The sequence below is a fragment of the Streptomyces sp. NPDC050617 genome (genome assembly GCF_040654795.1).
GTDB lineage: Bacteria > Actinomycetota > Actinomycetes > Streptomycetales > Streptomycetaceae > Streptomyces.
This window is the reverse complement of sequence record NZ_JBFAIS010000001.1, coordinates 429,813-447,080: the sequence shown is the minus strand read 5'-3', so window position 1 is coordinate 447,080 and position 17,268 is coordinate 429,813. Positions and strand designations below refer to the sequence as shown.

Below are 17,268 nucleotides of genomic sequence, written 5' to 3'. Positions count from 1 at the left end.
GTCGGCGCTTCGGGCGCCGACGGGCCCTTGGTGCCGGCCTTGCGGTGTCGGTTCAGCCAGGTCAGGCGGAGTGAGCGGCGGAAGCCGTCGGAGCGTCCGTGCCGCACGCCGCGCACGGCGGAGCGACATCCTCGCGTGCGGGCAGCCCGGGGGAGCCTTCTTCGGCCGCGCGGGTCGGCGCCGGGGAGCGCCGGTCCGGGGTCGCGCAGACGATCGCCGAGCCGATCATCACCAGGCCGAAGCTCCACAGGCCCATGGTGAGGATGATCGAGCCATGCAGCACAATGTCCATGATCAGCCCCGTCTTCCGCCAGCGGCGGGAGGCCAGCAGGCATACACCGATGGCGAGTTCGATCACCAGCGCGCCCCAGGTCATGGAGACGACGATCAGCGGATTCTTGGACAACCACAGCATGAGCGAGTCCCAGGGCTCGCTGACACCGAACATGTTGTCGCGCAGGAAGTAATACTCGGCCGTGCCATTCGCCCAGTCGGCCACGCCGAATTTACTGATGGCACTGTCGAGATAGAGGTAGGCGATCTGCACGCGAATGGCCAGGAAGGCGACCAGGGACAGCGTCCGCCATGAGGGTGCCAGTGCGGACTTCGGCCGCTGCCAGTGCCATGTGCGGTTGTCGGCCAGTCCGATGGGGATCATCAGAAGGCACATGATCATGGCCACGGACTCGCCGCCGTCGGGCACCGAAATGCTGACCGCGACGGAATAGGTGGCCCATGCGAGAGGAATGGCGGTCCAGCGGGGCCGGTATCCGCTGGCGGCCACGACGAGGATGGCGATCAGCAGCCATCTGCGGGGCTCCATGCCGACCGTGTCACCGCCGATGCACAGCGCCGAGGCCGCCCGCGCGGAATCACAGCGCGGGAATTCCCCGATGGTGAGGACCGGCACGAGCAGCGCCTTCACGGGCGTCAGGAGCAGCACGCTCAGCTCGGCGGCGGCGATGACCGTACGGCCGATTCCGAACCACCGGGAGCGCAGATCGTGCCGTTCGGTGTGGGCGGCGAGACGGTCGGCCAGGGAGTTCAGGGCCGCAGTCAGTTGCATCGGACGTCCAGGTGAGCGATTTTGATGACGCGCTTGTCATAGGCGACCAACTGCCGGTAGCTCCACGGCACTGTCTTCTCCTGAGTGAGAAAAGCGTCCCCGCACACGGTTGGCACCGGGCTCTCGTTGTCCATCCTCTTCGCCGGTTTCGTGTTCTCTTTTCGCAGACAAGCGTCGAGGTATCCGGCGCAGTCCGTCCAGGACCCGATGGCGGACGCGCTGATGTAGGCCAGTTCGGGCCCCTGGGCCCGCTGTGTACGGGAGAGTCCGAAGAGATTCGAGGGCGCGCCCTGCGGGGTGTCCAGCAGATCGCGGACCGCGCCGTGCGGCCCGTATGCGTACACCCCGGTCTGCACGGTCTCGGGGTTGCGGGTAAAGAACGCCCAATTCTCCGGCGTGAGGACGTTCAGAGCCTGCCGGGCACCTTTGGATTGTCGACTGCTCAGCGCATTGCTCGGCAGGGTGTAGAAGACCGAGGCAGCGAGATAGCCGAATATGCAGACGCCGGCAACGGTGAACAGGACGAGTTGGCGAACGGAATTGGCGCGTCGTTCCGTCGGTCTCAGATGGGATTCGGTAGACGAGCTGGGCATGCGGGCGCGACCCCTGAATTCTGGGAGATCCGTGGGAAATGAGTTCCGTGGAGATACGAGTGGCCCGACGGGTCGCCGGCGGACCCGCCGGGCCGCGTCGGTGACGCGGCCCGGCGGGCAGTTCCCGGCTCCGGGCGAGCGCGGTGCCTACAGGCCCTTGGTCACGGCGGAGACGATGCCGTCCGCATCCAGGCTGTTGGGCTGGCTCATGTCGAACCCATAGCTCACGGCGGACGGGACCACCACCAGGGCGACCACAGCCTCAGTGGCGCCCGCCACGTTCGCGTACACGGCACCGTTGATGGCGGCCAGCGCGTTCACCTCGATGGCGATATTGACGTCATGCCAGAGCCAGCCGTCCGCGCGGTTCGGGCTCTTGCCCGTGACCTGGTGCGCGGTCAGGAACTTCTTCAGGTCGTCATTGAGCCGTTCCATTCCGGCCTGTGCCTGGAACGGGTCGTTGATCTGGACAGCCACGGTGATCTTGTCGTGGAACTCAGGGTCCGTGGCCATGAGTTCCTTGGTGAACTCGGCAATCTGAGCCAGCGTGACCTGGTTGGTCTGCTCATTGCGGTGCGCGCGGATCTCGGCGGCGAGGTCCGGGTGCTCGTCGGCTGCCTTGCCCTTGGCGAAGACGAGCAGCCCGACGATGTCCTCGTCGGAATACTTGACGTGGTGCTCCCCGTCGGCGGCGCTCGCGGTGACGGCCGTGCGGGCGTGCGACGGCGCGGCGGCGACCGCCACCGCACCGGTGCCGAGGACCGCGACAAGAGCGGCGGCGGAGGAAATGAGCGCGGTAGTTCTCTTCAGACGCATGAGGTACTTTCTGTTCGTCGGACTGTCGATTGAGTGGTTCCGCCCATGCCGGGGCGGCGATGACCGGCGCTTCACTTGCGGCCATGCAGAGAAGAGCGCCGGCCGGGAAGCACCCGGCGGTGGGACCATCGGCGGCGGCCGGACACCACGCGTTTCTGCGGTGGGTCCGTACCGTGCCGACGGCGTTCGATACTGGTGGCGGGGGTCAACGGCCGCCGCCACCAGGAAATACGCGGCCTTGACCGTTAGACGGGCCGCCCGTGTTCGCCACGTGCCGCGGCATTGGCCGCCGAGGCGGACGATGCGGCGATGACGATGTCCGCAGCGCCACAGGCCCCCGCGATCACCGCGAAGAGCCAGAACGGGCCGCCGGCCAAGGCGTTGCCTAGGGAGGCGACCGCGGCGGCGGCCAGCACCGGGACGAGACGTATGTAGCGTCGCTGCGCGGCGCGCTGTCCGCTACGCCAGGCGGCGTCTCCGCTCCGGGTCTGTCGTGTGCGGGCCCCCACGAGAGCGTTCCTGCCGAGCGATTCGCTGCGGCTCCGGGCCGCGATGACGAGGATGAGACCGGCGGCGGCGACATAGACGCCGACCAGCGCGCTGCCAACGGCGAGATGCGTGGTCACGCGCTTCGCCGCCCTTCGGGGCCCGCGTCAATTGCGAGCACAGGCCGGGCCGTCAGCCCCGGAATCCTTGGGGATGCCGACGACCATGGATGCACCGAAGGCCCTGAGGTCCCCGGAAATCGAGTGCACCGTGTGTGCGTGGACCAGGTTTCGTGTAAGCACGCCCTGAACAATCGACTCGTCTCCCCCCGGTGGACCCGTCTCGAATTGTCGATACCGGCCCGTCGTCGTACGGCCCGGTGGGCCATGCCGTCCACGGGCGTGGCGACCCGTCCATGCTGGCACTCCCACACCTGACGATCAATGGCAATCCAGCCAACTCCGTGCCGTACACAACAACCAGGGAACACCTGCTCAGAAGGGGCGCTTCGGTCGAAGGCAACGGTGCCACCGGGATATGACCGCGGCTGAAGTTCGCCCCCTTGCCCTTCCTGCGCCGATATGTGGCTCGTCGAGTGACGGGATCGGCGCGCCGGCGGCGCGCCGATAGCCATCGACCGCCGTGCCTCGTGGGGGGAAGGCACGGCGGTCGATGACGGCCTATGGCGCGCCGGGATGGCTCGAAACACTGTCGGATTGACACGCTCAATTCAACTTCCGTAGCCATGTGTGAGGTACGCAACGCCTCTATGGAATTCCAAATCCCGACCAACGGCGGCAAATTGGACAGTAAATTGACAACGTCTGCCACGTTTGCCCGGCGATCCGATCAGGCCACTCCGCACCGGATTGGCCGACCCGCCGAGGCGGACGCCGGTGCGGTTTTCCGGGAGGTTTCCGATATGGCACCGCACCGCGGGCCGCACCGTGCGCCGCCGGGAAACGCGGTGGAGCCACGCCGAACGCGCCGAACAGGCGGCGAAGGCGTGGCTGGCCGGGCGCGGGCCTGGGCCACACGGATCTCCGGAGCAGCGCGGAGGACCTCTCCCAGGCGCCGCTGGGCAAGCGGCAGCGCCGCGAGGCGGCGCGCAAGAACCCCTGACCCCGCCTCCGGCGGCCCGTCAGCCCGGTAGGTTCGCCTCGATGAGGTCGGCGGCGCGCGGGGTGCCGCCCTCCGCGGCCAGCTCCGCCTTGAGTTCGGCGCAGCGGGCCGCCACCGCCGGGTCGTTCACGAGGGAGAGCACGGCCTCGCGCAGCCGCTCGGCCGTGGCCTCCTCGGTGGGTACGTGCCGGGCGACGCCCAGCTCCTCCAGGACCGCCGCGTTGCCGAACTGGTCGACGGCCTGCGGCACGGCCACCATCGGCACCCCGCAGGCGAGCCCCTCCTTCGAGCCGCCCGCCCCGGCGTGGGTGATGAACGCGTCCGCCCGGCCGAGGACGGCGACCTGCGGCACCCAGTGGTGCACCTCGATGTTGGCGGGCAGCGCCGCGCCCTCGGGGACGATGTCCGCGGCCTGGACGTGCTTGCCGATCTGGAGCACGACGTGCCAGCCCGGCAGGTCCCCGAACGCCTTCACGCACTCGCGGTAGAAGTCCGGCAGCTTGGTGAAGGTGGAGCCGAGGGAGATCAGCAGCACCTTGTCGTCGGGGCCCAGCGCGGCGGGGCGCTCCCAGTCGCCCTGGTGGCCGCGGTCGCCCTGGCAGGAGCCGACGAAGGTGGTGCGCCGCTCGTCGACCCGGTCGGCGTTGGGCTGGAGGGCGCGCGGGATGAGGGCGATGATCCGGTCCGGCCGCCCGATGAAGAGATCGGGGTCGATGGTCATCCCGTGCTCGGTGAGCCAGTCGCGGAAGCGCTGGTCGTAGGCCGCGCCGCGCGGGGTCTCCTTCATGGCCCGGAAGGGCTCGGAGACGGGGTCCTCGTCGTATCCCTCCCAGGCGACGAGGTTCGGGGAGAGCTGCACGATGGGGACGTCCCACAGGTGCGCGAGCACCCGTGCCGGGTAGGCCGTGATGTCGTACAGGATCAGGTCGGGGCGGTCGTTCTCGTACGCGGCGGCGAGCTGCGGGAGCGCTTGGATCGCGTCGTTCAGGAAGATCTCGACGTGGTCGATCAGCTCGCTCCCCCACGCCTCGGGCTGTTCCTCCGTGGGCAGCGTCGAACGGTAGATCACGGGCTCCGCGCCGACGCTCGCGACCAGTTCGGCCAGGGGCTCGGGGATGGCGTAGGTGACGCGGTGGCCGCGGGCCACGAGCTCGCGGATGATGTCCAGGCTGGGCTGGACGTGGCCGTGGGCCGCGATGCTGAACATGGCGATATGGGCACGCTGTGGCGTTGGCATGGGCGGCAGGCTATGCGAGACGATACGTATCGTGCAATCTTATTTCGGGGCGGGCCCCGCGACGGGCGCGACGGGCGGGATACGGGGCGTACGTACGCCCGTACGCCCGCGCCTCCCTCACCTCTGATACCGCTTCAGCACCAGGTTCCCGTCCGTCACCAGCCGCCGGCGCAGCTCCCCCACCCCGATCGCGCCGCTGTAGTACTCCTGGAAGGCGGGCGTGGCGATCTTGTCCTTCCACTCCGGGTAGCCGCGCACCGAGCGGGCCGGGGCCGGGCGCAGGTCGGCGGCGAGCGCGGCACCCGTGGCCCAGCCGTGCCGCGCGCCGCGCAGCTCGGGGGCGGCGAGCGCAGCCGTGCCCGTGGGCAGCATCCAGTCGCCCTTCGCGAGCCGCACCATGTTCGCGGGGCGCAGCAGGAAGTCGATGAACCGCGCCGCCTCCGCCTTGTGCGGGCTGTCCTGCGCCACGGACAGGGTCTGCGGGCTCACGCCCTGGCTCCGCTCGCCGCCGGGCCCGGCGGGCGCGGGCAGTACGGTCCAGTCGAACCCCTCGGGCGCCTGCTGGACGATCTGCTGGCGGTAGGAGAAGCCGAGCGGCACCATCGCGTACTTGCCGCCGAAGAACCCCGGCAGGGTGTCGGCGCCGCCCATGGACAGCGTCGCACGGGCGGCCGAGCGGTCCCGTACGACCTGGTCGCGGATGACGCGCGGCACCCGCTGGTCGGCGGCGTCGAAGCGGACCGCGACCTTGCCGTCGGCGCCCCGGTGGAAGACCTGGCCGCCGGTGGACTGCGACAGGTTGAGCGTCGCCGAGACCGGGTCCTTCAGCGGCCAGGCGACGCCGTACGTGCCGCCGCGCGTCATCCGCCTGGCCGCCTCCTCGAACTCCGGCCAACTCCACGGGTGTTCGGCGTCGGGGACGCGTACGCCCGCCTTCCTGAGCAGCGTGCGATTGGCCATGATGACGCGCGGCTCCTGGAGGAACGGCACGCCGTACAGGCCCTTCCCGAAGGTCGCCGTCTGCCAACTCCGGCGCGGGATATCGGACTTCAGGCGCTCGGGCAAGAGGCGGGTGAGGTCGGCGAGGTAGCCGCCGTAGGCGAAGTCGGCGAGGTCGTCGGAGGCGTCGTGGATGATGTCCGGCGCCTCGCCGCCCTCGAAGGAGGTGAGCAGCTGGTCGTGGACGCTCTCCCAGCTCCCCTGCACGTACTCGACCCGGACCTCGGGGTGCGCCGCGTTCCACTCCCGCACCAGCCGCTTGTTGATCTCCACCGACTCGTCCTGCCAGGCGAGCGACTGGTAGCGCAGGGTGATCCGGCCGTCGTCGCGGTCCGCCCCGGAGGCGCAGCCGGCCAGGAGGAGGGCGAGCACGGCGATGAGGGCGGCGAGGTTCGTGAGCGGGCGCGCGCGCATCAGTTCTTCACCGCCCCGGCCAGCATCCCGCCGGTGATCCGCCGCTGTACGAACGCGAAGAGGACGAGCGAGGGGAGGGTGGCGAGCAGCGCGGCGGCGGCCAGCGGGCCGAGGTCGGCCACGCCCTCCGCGCCGATGAAGTGGGTCAGCACGACGGGCATCGTCTGCCGCTCCGGGGACTTCAGCAGGACCAGCGCGAAGAAGAACTCGTTCCAGGAGGTGATGAACGCGAAGAGGACGGTGGCGACGATGCCCGGAGCGAGCAGCGGCGCGGTGACGGAGACCAGGGTGCGCAGCCGCCCCGCCCCGTCCACGGCCGCCGCCTCCTCCAGCTCGCGCGGCACGGCCCGTACGTACCCGGTGAGCATCCACAGCGCGAACGGCAGGGCCCAGACGACGTACACCATGACCAGCCCCGGCACGGTGTCGACCAGGCGCAGGTTCTTGAGGATCAGGAAGAGCGGGATGATCACGAGGACGACGGGGAACGCCTGGCTGACGACCACCCAGCCGGTCGCCGCGCGCGTGAGCCGGGAGCGGCGGCGGGCCAGGACGTAGGCCATGGGGGTGGCGACGACCGTCGCGATCAGGGCCGCCGAGGCGGCGGCGGTCAGGCTGTTGAGGGCGGCGCGCAGCAGGGGCTGCTCGTCGAACGCCTGCCGGAAGTTGTCGAGGGTGGGGTGGCCGGGGATCCAGGAGGGGTGGAGGGAGGCCAGTTCGCGGGCGGGCTTGAAGGCGGTGGAGAGCAGCCAGGCGAGGGGGAAGGCGAGGAAGACGAGGTAGCAGAGGAGGGCGAGGTACTGGCCGGCGCGGGTCGCGGCGCGCCGCGCGGGGCGCCCCCGGCTCATTCCTCGCCCCCGTTGAGCCGGCCCGCCAGATAGCCGGCGAGGAGCACGGCGACGACGGCGACCATGACGCAGCCCATCGCGGCCGCGTAGCCGAACTGGCCGTAGCGGAACGCCTCTTCGTAGGCGAAGAGCATGGGGAGCCGGGTGTGGCCGCCGGGGCCGCCGTTGGTCAGGACGTAGACGAGGGCGAAGGAGTTGAAGTTCCAGATGAAATTGAGCGCGCTGATGGCGAGCGCGACGGGTCTGATGGCCGGCCAGGTCACGGCGGCGAACCGCCGCCAGGCCCCGGCGCCGTCCATGGCGGCGGCCTCGTGCAGCTCGCCGGGCACGTTCTGGAGCCCGGCGAGGAGCGCCACCGTCGTCTGCGGCATGCCCGCCCAGACGCCGACGAGGACGACGGCGGGCAGCGCGGTGGACAGCCCGCCCAGCCAGTCGACGCCGGTGCCCAGCGTCTCGTTGAGGATGCCCGCGTCCGGGTGGTAGACGAGCCGCCACATGATGCCGACGACGACCTCCGGCATCGCCCACGGCACGATCGCCAGGGCGCGGGCGAGCCAGCGCAGCCGCAGGTTCTGGCCGAGGAGCAGCGCGAGGCCGAGCGCCAGCGCGAACTGCGGGACGGTGACGCCGACCGCCCACACCAGGCCGACCCGGAACGACTCCCAGAAGAGGGAGTCGTGCAGCAGGTCGCCGAAGTTGAGGAGGCCGATCCAGCGGGTGGGCGCGGTACGGCCCGACTGGGAGTCGGTGAAGGCGAGCGCGATGCCGTAGAGGAGGGGGCCGACGCTCAGCACGAGGATCGGGATGAGCGCGGGCAGCACCAGGAGCCAGCCCCCGGCGGCGCGCGGCCCGCCCGCGGGCTCGCCGACCGACCGCCTGGGCGCGGTCGCGAGGGTCACGTCAGAGGCTCCTTGGATTCGGATCGGATCAAATCTAATCAAATAGGACTGAACTGGGTCGGACGTGACCCGATCGGACCCCATCAGATGGGGACCCCGTCGGATCCGAACGGATCGGCTCTGCGGCGGCTCGTGGGGGCGCCCGGTCCGAGGCCCACGTCATCGTGCTGAGGGCGGGTGCGGCAGTCAAGGGTTGTGCGGGGGCAACGTGGCGCGGCGGCCGACCGGGGCTGGTGGGGCCCGTACGCGCGGGGCGGCACGCCCCCGGCGCGGGGGCGGACCGCCGGGCAGAGGACAATTGACGTGATCGACTCAACGACCTGCGAAGGGTACGGCGTGGCGGACGCGGCATTTACGGAACAGCGGGCGCGCGAGCTGCTCGCGACGGCGGGGCTGCCCGGCCTCGCCGCCGACGCGGCACTGGTCGCGCTGGGCGAGAACGCGGTCTTCAGCGGGCAGGACCTGGTGGCCAAGGTGGGGCGCGACGCCGAACTGCTGCCGCGCGCCGCGCGCGAGCTGCGGGTGGCCCACTGGCTCGCCGAACGCGGCATCCCGGCCGTACGGGCGGCCGAGCCCGAGGTCCGTACGGCCGAGGGCCGCCCGGTCACCGTCTGGCACCGGCTCCCCGAATCCGTACGCCCGGCCGGCCCCGCCGATCTCGCCGGCCTGCTGCGGCTGGTCCACGCGCTGCCGTCGCCCGGCCCGGACGACGGCGGCGAGCTGCCGCGGCGCGAGCTGCTCGGCGGCGTCGAGCGCTGGCTGCGGCTGGCCGGCGACGCGATCGACCCGGCCGACGCGGCGTATCTGCGCGAGCGCCGCGACGGCTTCGCCACCGCGGCCGCCGCCCTGACGCCGCACCTGCCGCCGGGCCCCATCCACGGCGACGCCCTGCCGCGCAATGTGCACGTCGGCCCCGACGGCCCGGTCCTGGTGGACCTGGAGACGTTCTCCGGGGATCTGCGCGAACACGACCTGGTGGTGATGGCGCTCAGCCGCGACCGCTACGGGCTCGACCCGGCCGCCTACGACGACTTCGTCGCGGCCTACGGCTGGGACGTGCGCGAGTGGGACGGCTGCGCCGTGCTGCGCGGCGCGCGCGAGACCGCCAGCTGCGCCTGGGTCTCCCAGCACGCCCCCGGCAACCCGGCCGCCCTCGCCGAGTTCCGGCGCCGCGTCGCCTCACTGCGCGACGGGGACCCCACGGTGCGCTGGCGCCCCTTCTGACGGAACCGGGCGGGTTTCCCTTCGTACGCGAACGCACACCATCGACGCCGACGGCACGCGCGAGTTCGGTGCCTTCCCGATGGGCTCCGCCGGCCGCTATTGGGTGGTCGCGGAAGGCGTCAAGTCGAACGTCATCGACTGGGCGGGCTGAGCTCGACGCCCGCCACGCACGATCAGCTCCCCCGGCCGGGCCCTCACCGTCCGACGAGGAGTTCCCGCATGGTGTCCAGACCGGCGGGGCCGCTGCGCAGCGCGTGCATATGGAACTCCTTGAGGTCGAACGCGCTGCCGCGCCTGGCCCTGAGATCGTCGCGGATGGACAGCCACAGCCGCTCCCCGAGCTTGTACGAGGGGGCCTGGCCCGGCCAGCCGAGGTAGCGGTCGATCTCGTCGACCGCGCGGGCGCTGTCGAGGCGCACCCTGGTGCGGAGGAACTCCTGGCCCAGCTCCGGGTTCCAGCGCCGCCCCTCGTGGAATCCGGTGCCGGCCGGGATCTCCAGCTCCAGGTGCATGCCGATGTCGACGACCACCCGGGCAGCACGGAAGACGCTCTTGTTGAGCATGCCGAGCAGGTACCCGTCGTCGAGGCAGCCGAACTCCCGCATCAGGCGCTCGGCGTAGAGCGCCCAGCCCTCGCCGTGTCCGTCGATGAAGCACAGCAGCCGCTGGAAGCGGTTGAGCGTCGGCGTCGCCACCGCCGTGCCGATCTGCAAATGGTGGCCCGGCACGCCCTCGTGGTAGACGGTGCTGGCCTCGCGCCACGTCGGGATCTCGGCCTTGTCGGCGGGCAGGGACCACCACATCGTGCCCGGCCGGCTGAAGTCGTCGGCGGGGTTGGAGTAGTAGGCGCCCAGCCCGCCGCCCGGCGGGGCGATCCTGCAGTCGAGCGTCATCAGCTCGTCCGGGATGTCGAAGTGCCTGCCGCGCAGGTCGGCCAGCGCGCGGTCGGACAGCTCCTGCGTCCACGCCCGGAACTCGGCCTGGCTGCCGACGACGTACCGGGCGTCGGCGTCGAGCGCCTCGGCGGCCCCGGCAGGACCGGCGCCCGGCGCGATCCGGTCGGCGACCTCGGCCAGCTCCGCCTCGATCCGGGCGAATTCGGCCCACCCCCACGCGTAGGTCTCGCGCGGGTCCAGTTCGGCGCCGGTGAACTTGCGCGACCACAGCCCGTAGAGCTCCTCGCCGACCGCGTCCCGCCGCGTGGCCCTCGGCGCGAGGGTGTCCTGGAGGAAGGCGCCCAGCTCGGCGTAGCCGGTCGCGGCTGCCCGCGCGCCGGCGTCGAGGTCGGCCCGCAGCGCGCCGTCGACGCCCGGCGCCGAGCGGGCCGAAGCGGCGAGCGTGGCGAAGAACGATCCGGCGCCGGACCAGGTCGCGCACTGCTCGCGGGCCCGCCGCACCTGGCGGGCGGCCGGGAGGAGGCCGCTGTCCGCCGAGTGCAGCAGCGAGGCCCGGTATCCGGCGAGCGCCTCCGGCACCCGGGCCAGCCGCTTGGCGATCACCGCCCAGTCGTCGGCGGTTGCGGTGGGCATCAGGTCGAAGACCCACCGGATGTCCTGCGCCGGGCTGGCGATCATGTTCAGCGACGCCGCCGGCAGACCGGCCTCGTGCATCTCGACCTCGATGCCGATCCGCTCGCGGAAGACGGCCTTGGCGATGCGCTCGCCCTCGTCGGCCGGCTCCGCGGCGGTCATCCCGGCCAGTGCGCGGCGGGCGAGCTCGGCGCGCGCCCGATGCCCCTCGGGGGACAGGTCGGGCAGCCGGTCGTCGTGGCCGCCTATGCCGAACTCGGTCGCCGCCAGGGGGTTGAGCCGGGCGTAACCGTCGACGTACGCGTCGCACAGGGCGTGCACGCCGGTCGCTTCGCCTGAGGTGGCGGACACCGTTGACGTCTCCTTCACGAGCGGGGGGCCGGGGCCATGAGCGGGAGTACGGCCAGCGCCTTGCGGTCGACCTTGCCCGCCCGGTTGAGGGGCAGTTCGTCCAGCCATACGAAGAAGCGCGGCAGCATATGGCTCGGGAGCAGGTCGCCGAGCCGGCCGGTGATCTCCTCGTCCGGCGAGCGTTCGCCGGTGAGGACGGCGACGAGCGCCGGGCCGCCCATGGCGTCGTCGCGGAGCAGCGCGGCGGCGTCCACGACGCCGGGGCACTCCCGCAGGGCGTGCTCGACCTCGCCGATCTCGACGCGGAACCCTCTGATCTTGACCTGGTCGTCGAACCGGCCGAGGTAGACGTAGTTGCCGTCAGGTTGCAGGCGCACGCGGTCCCCGGTGGCGTACATCCGCGCGCCGGGCTGCTCCGCGAACGGGTCCGGCAGGAAGACCGCCGCCGTACGGCCCGGCAGCCCCAGGTAGCCCCGGGCCAGGCCGGCGCCCGCGAGGAACATATGGCCCTCGGCGCCGACCGGTACGGGCCGCAGCTCCTCGTCGAGCGCGTACGTCCGCACGCCGCGGACCGGCGTGCCGATCGGCACCCAGCTGGGCGTCTCGCCGACGCACCGGTACCAGGTGGCGGCGACCGATGCCTCGGTCGGGCCGTAGCCGTTGGCCACCACCAGGGGGGCGGCGTCCCCGAGCCCCTGCCCGTCGAGCTGGGAGCCGCCGGTGATGACGAGCCGCACGCCCGCCCGCGCCAGCCTCGGCAGGAGCGACCGGCCGTAGGGCCCGAGGACGGCGGCCGGGATCTCCAGCGCCGTCACGCCGAGGTTGCGCACCGAGGCGAGCATCCGGCTCGCGGGCATGTCATCGCCGTCGGCGATCGCCACACAGGCGCCCGCGCACAGCGGCATCAGGATGTCGTGCATCGAGCTGTCGACCGTGGGCGCGGTCGTCCACAGCATGACGTCGTCCGCCCTGATCAGGTCGAGGTCCTCGATGGAGGCGACGATCAGGTTGGCGATCCCCTCGTGCGGCACACCGACGATCTTGGGCCGGCCCGTCGAGCCCGACGTCGTGATCGCGTACGCCAGGTCGAGCGGGTGCGGTCCGGGCAGCGCGGCGGCGCCGTCACCGGCCTGGCCCGGCCCGCCTGGACCTGGCTCCGCAAGGCCCGGCTCGTCGGGACCGGACTCCTCAAGGCCCGGCTCGTCGATGAGCAGTGCCTCGGGGCACCACTCGGCGGGCGCCGTGGTGAGGAGCTGTGTGCATCCGGCGTCGGCGAGCACCTCCTGGTTGCGCCGGGGCGGGTCGCCGGGAGCGAGCGGCAGGCACGCGGCGCCGGAGCGCAGCACAGCGACGAGACCGGTCAGCGCCGCGGCGCTCCGGGGGGCCAGCAGGCCCACGACGGTCCCGGAGCCCGCGCCGCCGCGTCGCAGACGGCGCGCCAGCGCGGCCGTCGCGCGATCGAACTCCGCGTACGTCCATACGCGGTGCCGTGTGCGGACGGCCGGGGCATGCGGCCGGGCGCGCACCTGCCGCGCGAAGAGGTCGACGATGGTCGGCCGTCCCCCGTCGTCGGGGCTGCCGCGCAGGCCGCGCGGCCGCATATCGGTCCATACGCGGTCGATACGGTCGAGGCACGCCTCCTTGCGGCCGGTGAAGCCCTCGGCGCGCCAGCCCGCCGGAAGCTCACGGTCGGCGGGCCAGATCGCGTGCTGTTCCTCGCGGTTCACCACGACGCTGAACTCGCGCCGCTCGTCGTCGAACATGTCGTACGCCGTCCTCTCACGCTCAGGGTCCGGTCCGCTGTTCAGCTCTCCGCGCCCGCGCCCAGGGCCCAGGAGAGCGCCCGCGGGAGCATCGCCTCCCACGCGGCGTAGGTGTGGCCGCCGTCTCCGTACGCGCACTCCACGGTGTGGCCGCGGGACGCCAGTTCCGCTCCCGTGCGCCGGGTGGCGTCCAGTTGGTCGATGCCGTTGTCGAGGATCGCCTCGGCCTCCTCGTGGCTCGCGGAGAGGAAGAAGCGGGCGGGCGAGAATGCGGCGGCGGTCGCGGGGGCGAGACGGTGGTCGGTCAGCGGGCCCGACAGGCCCACGGCTCCGTCGAAGCTCTCCGGGCGGCGCAGCGCGGCGCGCACCGCCGTGACCGCGCCCAGGCTCGCGCCGACCGCGGTGGCCCGTCCGCCCCGCCACCGCCCGCCGAGCCGCTGCCGCAGGTACGGCGCCAACTCGTCGGCGAGCAGGTCGACGAACGCCTCGTCGAGCAGTTCCCGGTTGCGGGCCGACCACTCGGCGGGGCTCACGAACAGCGCGGCCGTCGCCGGGATCCGGCCCTGGAGGGCCAGCCGCTCCAGGATCGCCGGCAGCCGCATGATGTCGACGAACTCGGAGCCGTCGAGCACGATCAGCGTCCGCTCGACGGTCTCGGGCTCCCCGGCGGGAAGGAACAGGTCGAGCCTGCGCTCACCGGTGAACCTCCGCCCGTGCCACCGCAGTTGAGCGAGGCGGTCGCCGCGGGAGGCGGCGCCGGGGTCCGGGGCGCTCTCCCGGAGGACCGCGGCGGCGTAGTCGGCGGGTGTGCGGTGCGCCATCATCAGCCGCAGCGGGACCTCGCGGCCGAGCAGCCGCCGGACGGCCGCGGTCGCGCGCGGCACGAGCAGGGAGTGGCCGCCCTGTGCGAAGAAGTCCGCTGTGGCGGGCACCGTCCGGCCGAGCACCTCGGACCACGCCTCGGCCACCCGCGCCTCCAGCCCGGTCGCCGGCGCGGCCTCCGGCTCGGCCGCGAGGACCGGCGGCAGCGCGGCGCGGTCCACCTTGTTGTGGGCCGTGAACGGGATGCGCGGCACCTCGACGACGTGGTCGGGGAGCATATAGGCGGGCAGCGTGGCGCCGAGCCTGCCGCGCAGCGCGGCCGCGTCCACCGGCTCGGTCGCCACCACGTACGCGACGAGGGCCGGGCCGGTGTCAAGCTCGGTCCGCAGGACGACGCACGAGGTGATGTGGGGCTCGCGCAGCAGGACGTGCTCGATCTCGCTCGTCTCGATGCGGAAGCCGCGGACCTTCACCTGGGTGTCGCCGCGCCCGAGGAAGTCGACGGCGCCGCCCGGCAGATACCGCCCGATGTCGCCGGTGCGGTACATCCGGGAGCCGGGCGGTCCGAACGGGTCGGGGACGAACGCCGCGGCCGTCGCACCGGGGCGCCCGTGGTAGCCGCGGGCCAGCCCGTCGCCCGCGAGGTGGATCTCGCCCCGCATGCCGACGGCCGCGGGCCGCAGGTTCCGGTCCAGTACGTAGACGCGCGTGTGCGGAATGGCGTGCCCGAGGGGCACCCGGCCCGCCCACGCGCCGGCGTGGAACACGGTGGCCAGCACGGTGCATTCGGTCGGTCCGTAGGACGCGGTGATACGGCAGCCCGGCAGTTGCTCGCGGGCCGCGGCGAAGCTCTTCGGGTTGACCACATCGCCGCCGACGATCAGCTGGCGCAGCCCGGCGAACGTGCCGATGCCGCGCTCCACCAGCAGGTCGAGCTGCGGGGAGACCAGCTTGAGGGTGGTCACGCCGTGTTCGCGCACCACCCGGTCCAGGTCGTCGAGCAGGGTTCCGGTGTCGGTGACCACCACGCAGCCGCCGTGTGCCAGCGGGGTCCACTCCAGGACGGCGACGTCGAATGTGAGTGGCCCGCACTGCAGGAAGGCGGCGCCGGGTCCGATGTCGAGATAGCCGGCCGCGCCCGCCGTCAGCCTGCTCAGCGCCCGGTGTGTGATCGCCACCGACTTGGGCGTCCCGGTCGATCCCGACGTCGAGATGAGATAGGCGAGGTTGTCGGGCTTTGCGGCGGGCGGCGGGTTCCCGGAGTCGTAGCCGCTCAGGTCGGGCTCGCCGGGGCCGCCGCACACCAGCGTCGGGGCGGCTCCCCGCGGGAGCCGGTCGCGCAGCGCGGGGCTGACGACGGCGAGGACCGCGTCGGCGTCCGCCAGCAGATGGCGCAGCCGGTCGGCCGGGTGATCGGGGTCGAGCGGGAGGTAGGCGGCGCCGGTCTTGGCGACGGCGAGCAGCACCACGAGCCGCTCGACGGTCGTGTCCAGGCAGACGGCGACGACCCGTTCGGGCCCCGCGCCGAGCGTGCGCAGGTGCCGGGCCAGCCGGTTCGCGCGCGCGTTGAGCTCCCCGTACGAGAGGACGCCTGCCGCGCCGGCCACGGCGGGGGCCGACGGGCGGCTCGCCGCCTGTGCCTGTACGCGCTCGACGATGGTGGCGTCCGGGGCCGGTGTCGTGTCGTTGCCGCCGTGCAGCAGCTTGCGCTCGGCCTCATCCACCAGGGTCATGTCGTGCAGCGCCGTACGGGGGTTCGCGACGCCCTGTTCGAGCAGCCGGATGTAGCCCGCCGCGAGTGCGGCGATCGGCTCCTCGTCGAACAGGGCCGAGCGGTACACGAACGCGGCGCGCAGCCGGCCGTCGACGATCTGGGTGGTGAGGGACAGGTCGAAGCGCGCGGTCACGGGCAGTTCGGGGTGCCACCACGTCGGCGCGTCCGCCGCCTCGGCGAGGCTCACCCGGTCGCCCGCGTGGTTCATCACGACGTCGAAGACGGGGTTGCGCCCGGCGTCGTGGCCGGCGCCGAGCTGTTCGAAGGGCACGTCCTGGTTGGCTTCGGCCGCCATCCAGGCGTCCCGTGTGCGGGTCACGACGTCGCGGAAGGTCGTTGCCCGCCCGGACAGGTCGACCCGCAGCGCCACGGTGTTGACGAAGAAGCCGACCAGCTCCCGCAGGTCGGGGTGCGGACGGTCGGAGATGACCGCGCCGATGACGACGTCGTCCTGGCCGCTGACCGCGCCCAGCGCCGTGACCAGCGCCGCCGTCATCACGACCGCCGGGGTCGCGCGGGCCCGCCAGGCCATCGCGGTCAGCGCCGAGGTGGCCTCCTCCGGCAGTTCCACGACGACGGTGCCGGCGGCCGCGTCGTGCGCCGCCGACCGGGGGCGGTCCAGCGGGAGTTCCAGCCGTTCGCTCCCCCGCAACGCCTCCGTGCTGTGCTCCAGCCGGGGCCGGAGGCCGCCGCTCTCCAGGAAGCGGCGCTGCCAGCGCGCGTAGTCGCCGTACTGGACGGCGAGGGCCGGGAGCCGCGGCTCCCGGCCCGCCAGCGCGGCCTCGTACAGCGCGAAGAGGTCCCTGGCGAAGACGTCCATGGACCAGCGGTCCGTGACGATGTGGTGCATCGCGGTCCAGACGGCGGGTCCGCCGTCCGGTTCCGCCACGACGACCCGGAGCAGTGGCGGGCGCGCGAGGTCGAACGGTTCGCGAACCGCCCGGTCCACCGCGGCCCGCCAGTCCTTCCCGGCCCAGGTGAGAGGGACGTCGAGCTCGTCGGCCACGTCCTGCGCCGTCGTGCCGTCCGGGCGCAGGACGAACCTGGTGCGCAGGATCGCGTGCCTGCGCACCAGCCCCGCCACCGCGGCGGACAGCGCCGTGCCGTCCACCCCGTCCGGGAACCGCCAGCCTCCGGTGATGTGGTACTCGTGGGAGGCGTTCGACTGGTGCAGCCACCACAGGCGTTCCTGCCCCGCAGACAGCGGGGCCTCTGCGGTGGAACCGCGGACCAGGGGAAAGGGGTTCGTCGGGCGTGGCTCGGTTTTCGGCATGACGAGCTGTGCGTCCCTTCGGGCGGGGAAGGCGCATCCCTTCGGACGGGGA

At 72.5% G+C, this 17,268-nt stretch carries 12 protein-coding genes and 1 pseudogene; 2 read left to right on the top strand and 11 right to left on the bottom strand.

Features of this window, described 5'->3' with window-relative positions:
- Positions 1–61: 61 nt before the first annotated feature.
- The 4 genes from AB0I49_RS01870 to AB0I49_RS01855 all read right to left on the bottom strand — a co-directional run bounded on the left by AB0I49_RS01870 (position 62) and on the right by AB0I49_RS01855 (position 3,101).
- Complete coding sequence (locus tag AB0I49_RS01870; RefSeq protein ID WP_363224765.1) at positions 62–1,066, bottom strand: sporulation-delaying protein SdpB family protein; 1,005 nt, start codon at positions 1,064–1,066, stop codon at positions 62–64.
- Positions 1,057–1,659: an SdpA family antimicrobial peptide system protein gene (locus AB0I49_RS01865; RefSeq protein ID WP_363224763.1), complete on the bottom strand. Its 603-nt coding sequence runs from the start codon at positions 1,657–1,659 to the stop codon at positions 1,057–1,059. The genes AB0I49_RS01870 and AB0I49_RS01865 overlap by 10 nt, the downstream gene beginning before the upstream one ends.
- 147 nt (positions 1,660–1,806) lie before the next feature.
- Positions 1,807–2,475, bottom strand: coding sequence for a sporulation delaying protein family toxin (locus AB0I49_RS01860; protein ID WP_363224761.1), 669 nt, complete (start codon positions 2,473–2,475; stop codon positions 1,807–1,809).
- Between the two features lie 245 nt (positions 2,476–2,720).
- Positions 2,721–3,101 (bottom strand): hypothetical protein, encoded by a 381-nt coding sequence (locus AB0I49_RS01855; protein WP_363224760.1) that lies wholly within the window; start codon positions 3,099–3,101, stop codon positions 2,721–2,723.
- A gap of 840 nt (positions 3,102–3,941) precedes the next feature.
- Here AB0I49_RS01855 and AB0I49_RS01850 point away from each other — a divergent pair.
- Positions 3,942–4,083: pseudogene (locus AB0I49_RS01850) on the top strand (DUF6204 family protein); the annotation flags it as partial.
- A 19-nt stretch (positions 4,084–4,102) separates the two neighbouring features.
- Here AB0I49_RS01850 and AB0I49_RS01845 read toward each other — a convergent pair.
- The 4 genes from AB0I49_RS01845 to AB0I49_RS01830 form a co-directional block, all read right to left on the bottom strand.
- Positions 4,103–5,320: a macrolide family glycosyltransferase gene (locus AB0I49_RS01845; protein WP_363224759.1), complete on the bottom strand. Its 1,218-nt coding sequence runs from the start codon at positions 5,318–5,320 to the stop codon at positions 4,103–4,105.
- A gap of 117 nt (positions 5,321–5,437) precedes the next feature.
- Positions 5,438–6,733 carry a sugar ABC transporter substrate-binding protein gene (locus AB0I49_RS01840; RefSeq protein WP_363224758.1) on the bottom strand — a complete coding sequence of 432 codons (1,296 nt, stop codon included), beginning with the start codon at positions 6,731–6,733 and terminating at the stop codon, positions 5,438–5,440.
- Positions 6,733–7,581 (bottom strand): carbohydrate ABC transporter permease, encoded by an 849-nt coding sequence (locus AB0I49_RS01835; RefSeq protein WP_363224757.1) that lies wholly within the window; start codon positions 7,579–7,581, stop codon positions 6,733–6,735. Before AB0I49_RS01835 ends, AB0I49_RS01840 begins: the two co-directional genes overlap by 1 nt.
- The gene (locus AB0I49_RS01830) at positions 7,578–8,480 is read right to left on the bottom strand and encodes a sugar ABC transporter permease (protein ID WP_363224756.1); all 903 of its coding nucleotides are present in this window, start codon (positions 8,478–8,480) and stop codon (positions 7,578–7,580) included. Before AB0I49_RS01830 ends, AB0I49_RS01835 begins: the two co-directional genes overlap by 4 nt.
- A gap of 303 nt (positions 8,481–8,783) precedes the next feature.
- Between AB0I49_RS01830 and AB0I49_RS01825 the strand changes: the two genes are divergently transcribed.
- Positions 8,784–9,704, top strand: a complete 921-nt coding sequence (locus AB0I49_RS01825) for an aminoglycoside phosphotransferase family protein (protein WP_363224755.1) — start codon at positions 8,784–8,786, stop codon at positions 9,702–9,704.
- Positions 9,705–9,898: 194 nt separating this feature from the next.
- On the opposite strand, the gene AB0I49_RS01820 is transcribed toward AB0I49_RS01825, so the two are convergent.
- Genes AB0I49_RS01820 through AB0I49_RS01810 form a run of 3 tightly spaced genes read right to left on the bottom strand, consistent with a single transcriptional unit; the run spans position 9,899 to position 17,216 of the window.
- Positions 9,899–11,584: a DUF885 domain-containing protein gene (locus tag AB0I49_RS01820; RefSeq protein WP_363224753.1), complete on the bottom strand. Its 1,686-nt coding sequence runs from the start codon at positions 11,582–11,584 to the stop codon at positions 9,899–9,901.
- A gap of 14 nt (positions 11,585–11,598) precedes the next feature.
- The gene (locus AB0I49_RS01815) at positions 11,599–13,347 is read right to left on the bottom strand and encodes an amino acid adenylation domain-containing protein (protein ID WP_363224751.1); all 1,749 of its coding nucleotides are present in this window, start codon (positions 13,345–13,347) and stop codon (positions 11,599–11,601) included.
- Between the two features lie 41 nt (positions 13,348–13,388).
- On the bottom strand, positions 13,389–17,216 hold the full coding sequence (locus AB0I49_RS01810) for an amino acid adenylation domain-containing protein (protein ID WP_363224750.1): 3,828 nt from the start codon (positions 17,214–17,216) through the stop codon (positions 13,389–13,391).
- Positions 17,217–17,268: the final 52 nt, after the last annotated feature.

Coding starts and splice junctions, on each gene's coding strand:
- AB0I49_RS01845 (WP_363224759.1), bottom strand. CDS start 5,320: ATGCCAACGCCACAGCGTGCCCATATCGCCATGTTCAGCATCGCGGCC.
- AB0I49_RS01815 (WP_363224751.1), bottom strand. CDS start 13,347: ATGTTCGACGACGAGCGGCGCGAGTTCAGCGTCGTGGTGAACCGCGAG.
- AB0I49_RS01835 (WP_363224757.1), bottom strand. CDS start 7,581: ATGAGCCGGGGGCGCCCCGCGCGGCGCGCCGCGACCCGCGCCGGCCAG.
- AB0I49_RS01840 (WP_363224758.1), bottom strand. CDS start 6,733: ATGCGCGCGCGCCCGCTCACGAACCTCGCCGCCCTCATCGCCGTGCTC.
- AB0I49_RS01865 (WP_363224763.1), bottom strand. CDS start 1,659: ATGCCCAGCTCGTCTACCGAATCCCATCTGAGACCGACGGAACGACGC.
- AB0I49_RS01810 (WP_363224750.1), bottom strand. CDS start 17,216: ATGCCGAAAACCGAGCCACGCCCGACGAACCCCTTTCCCCTGGTCCGC.
- AB0I49_RS01870 (WP_363224765.1), bottom strand. CDS start 1,066: ATGCAACTGACTGCGGCCCTGAACTCCCTGGCCGACCGTCTCGCCGCC.
- AB0I49_RS01860 (WP_363224761.1), bottom strand. CDS start 2,475: ATGCGTCTGAAGAGAACTACCGCGCTCATTTCCTCCGCCGCCGCTCTT.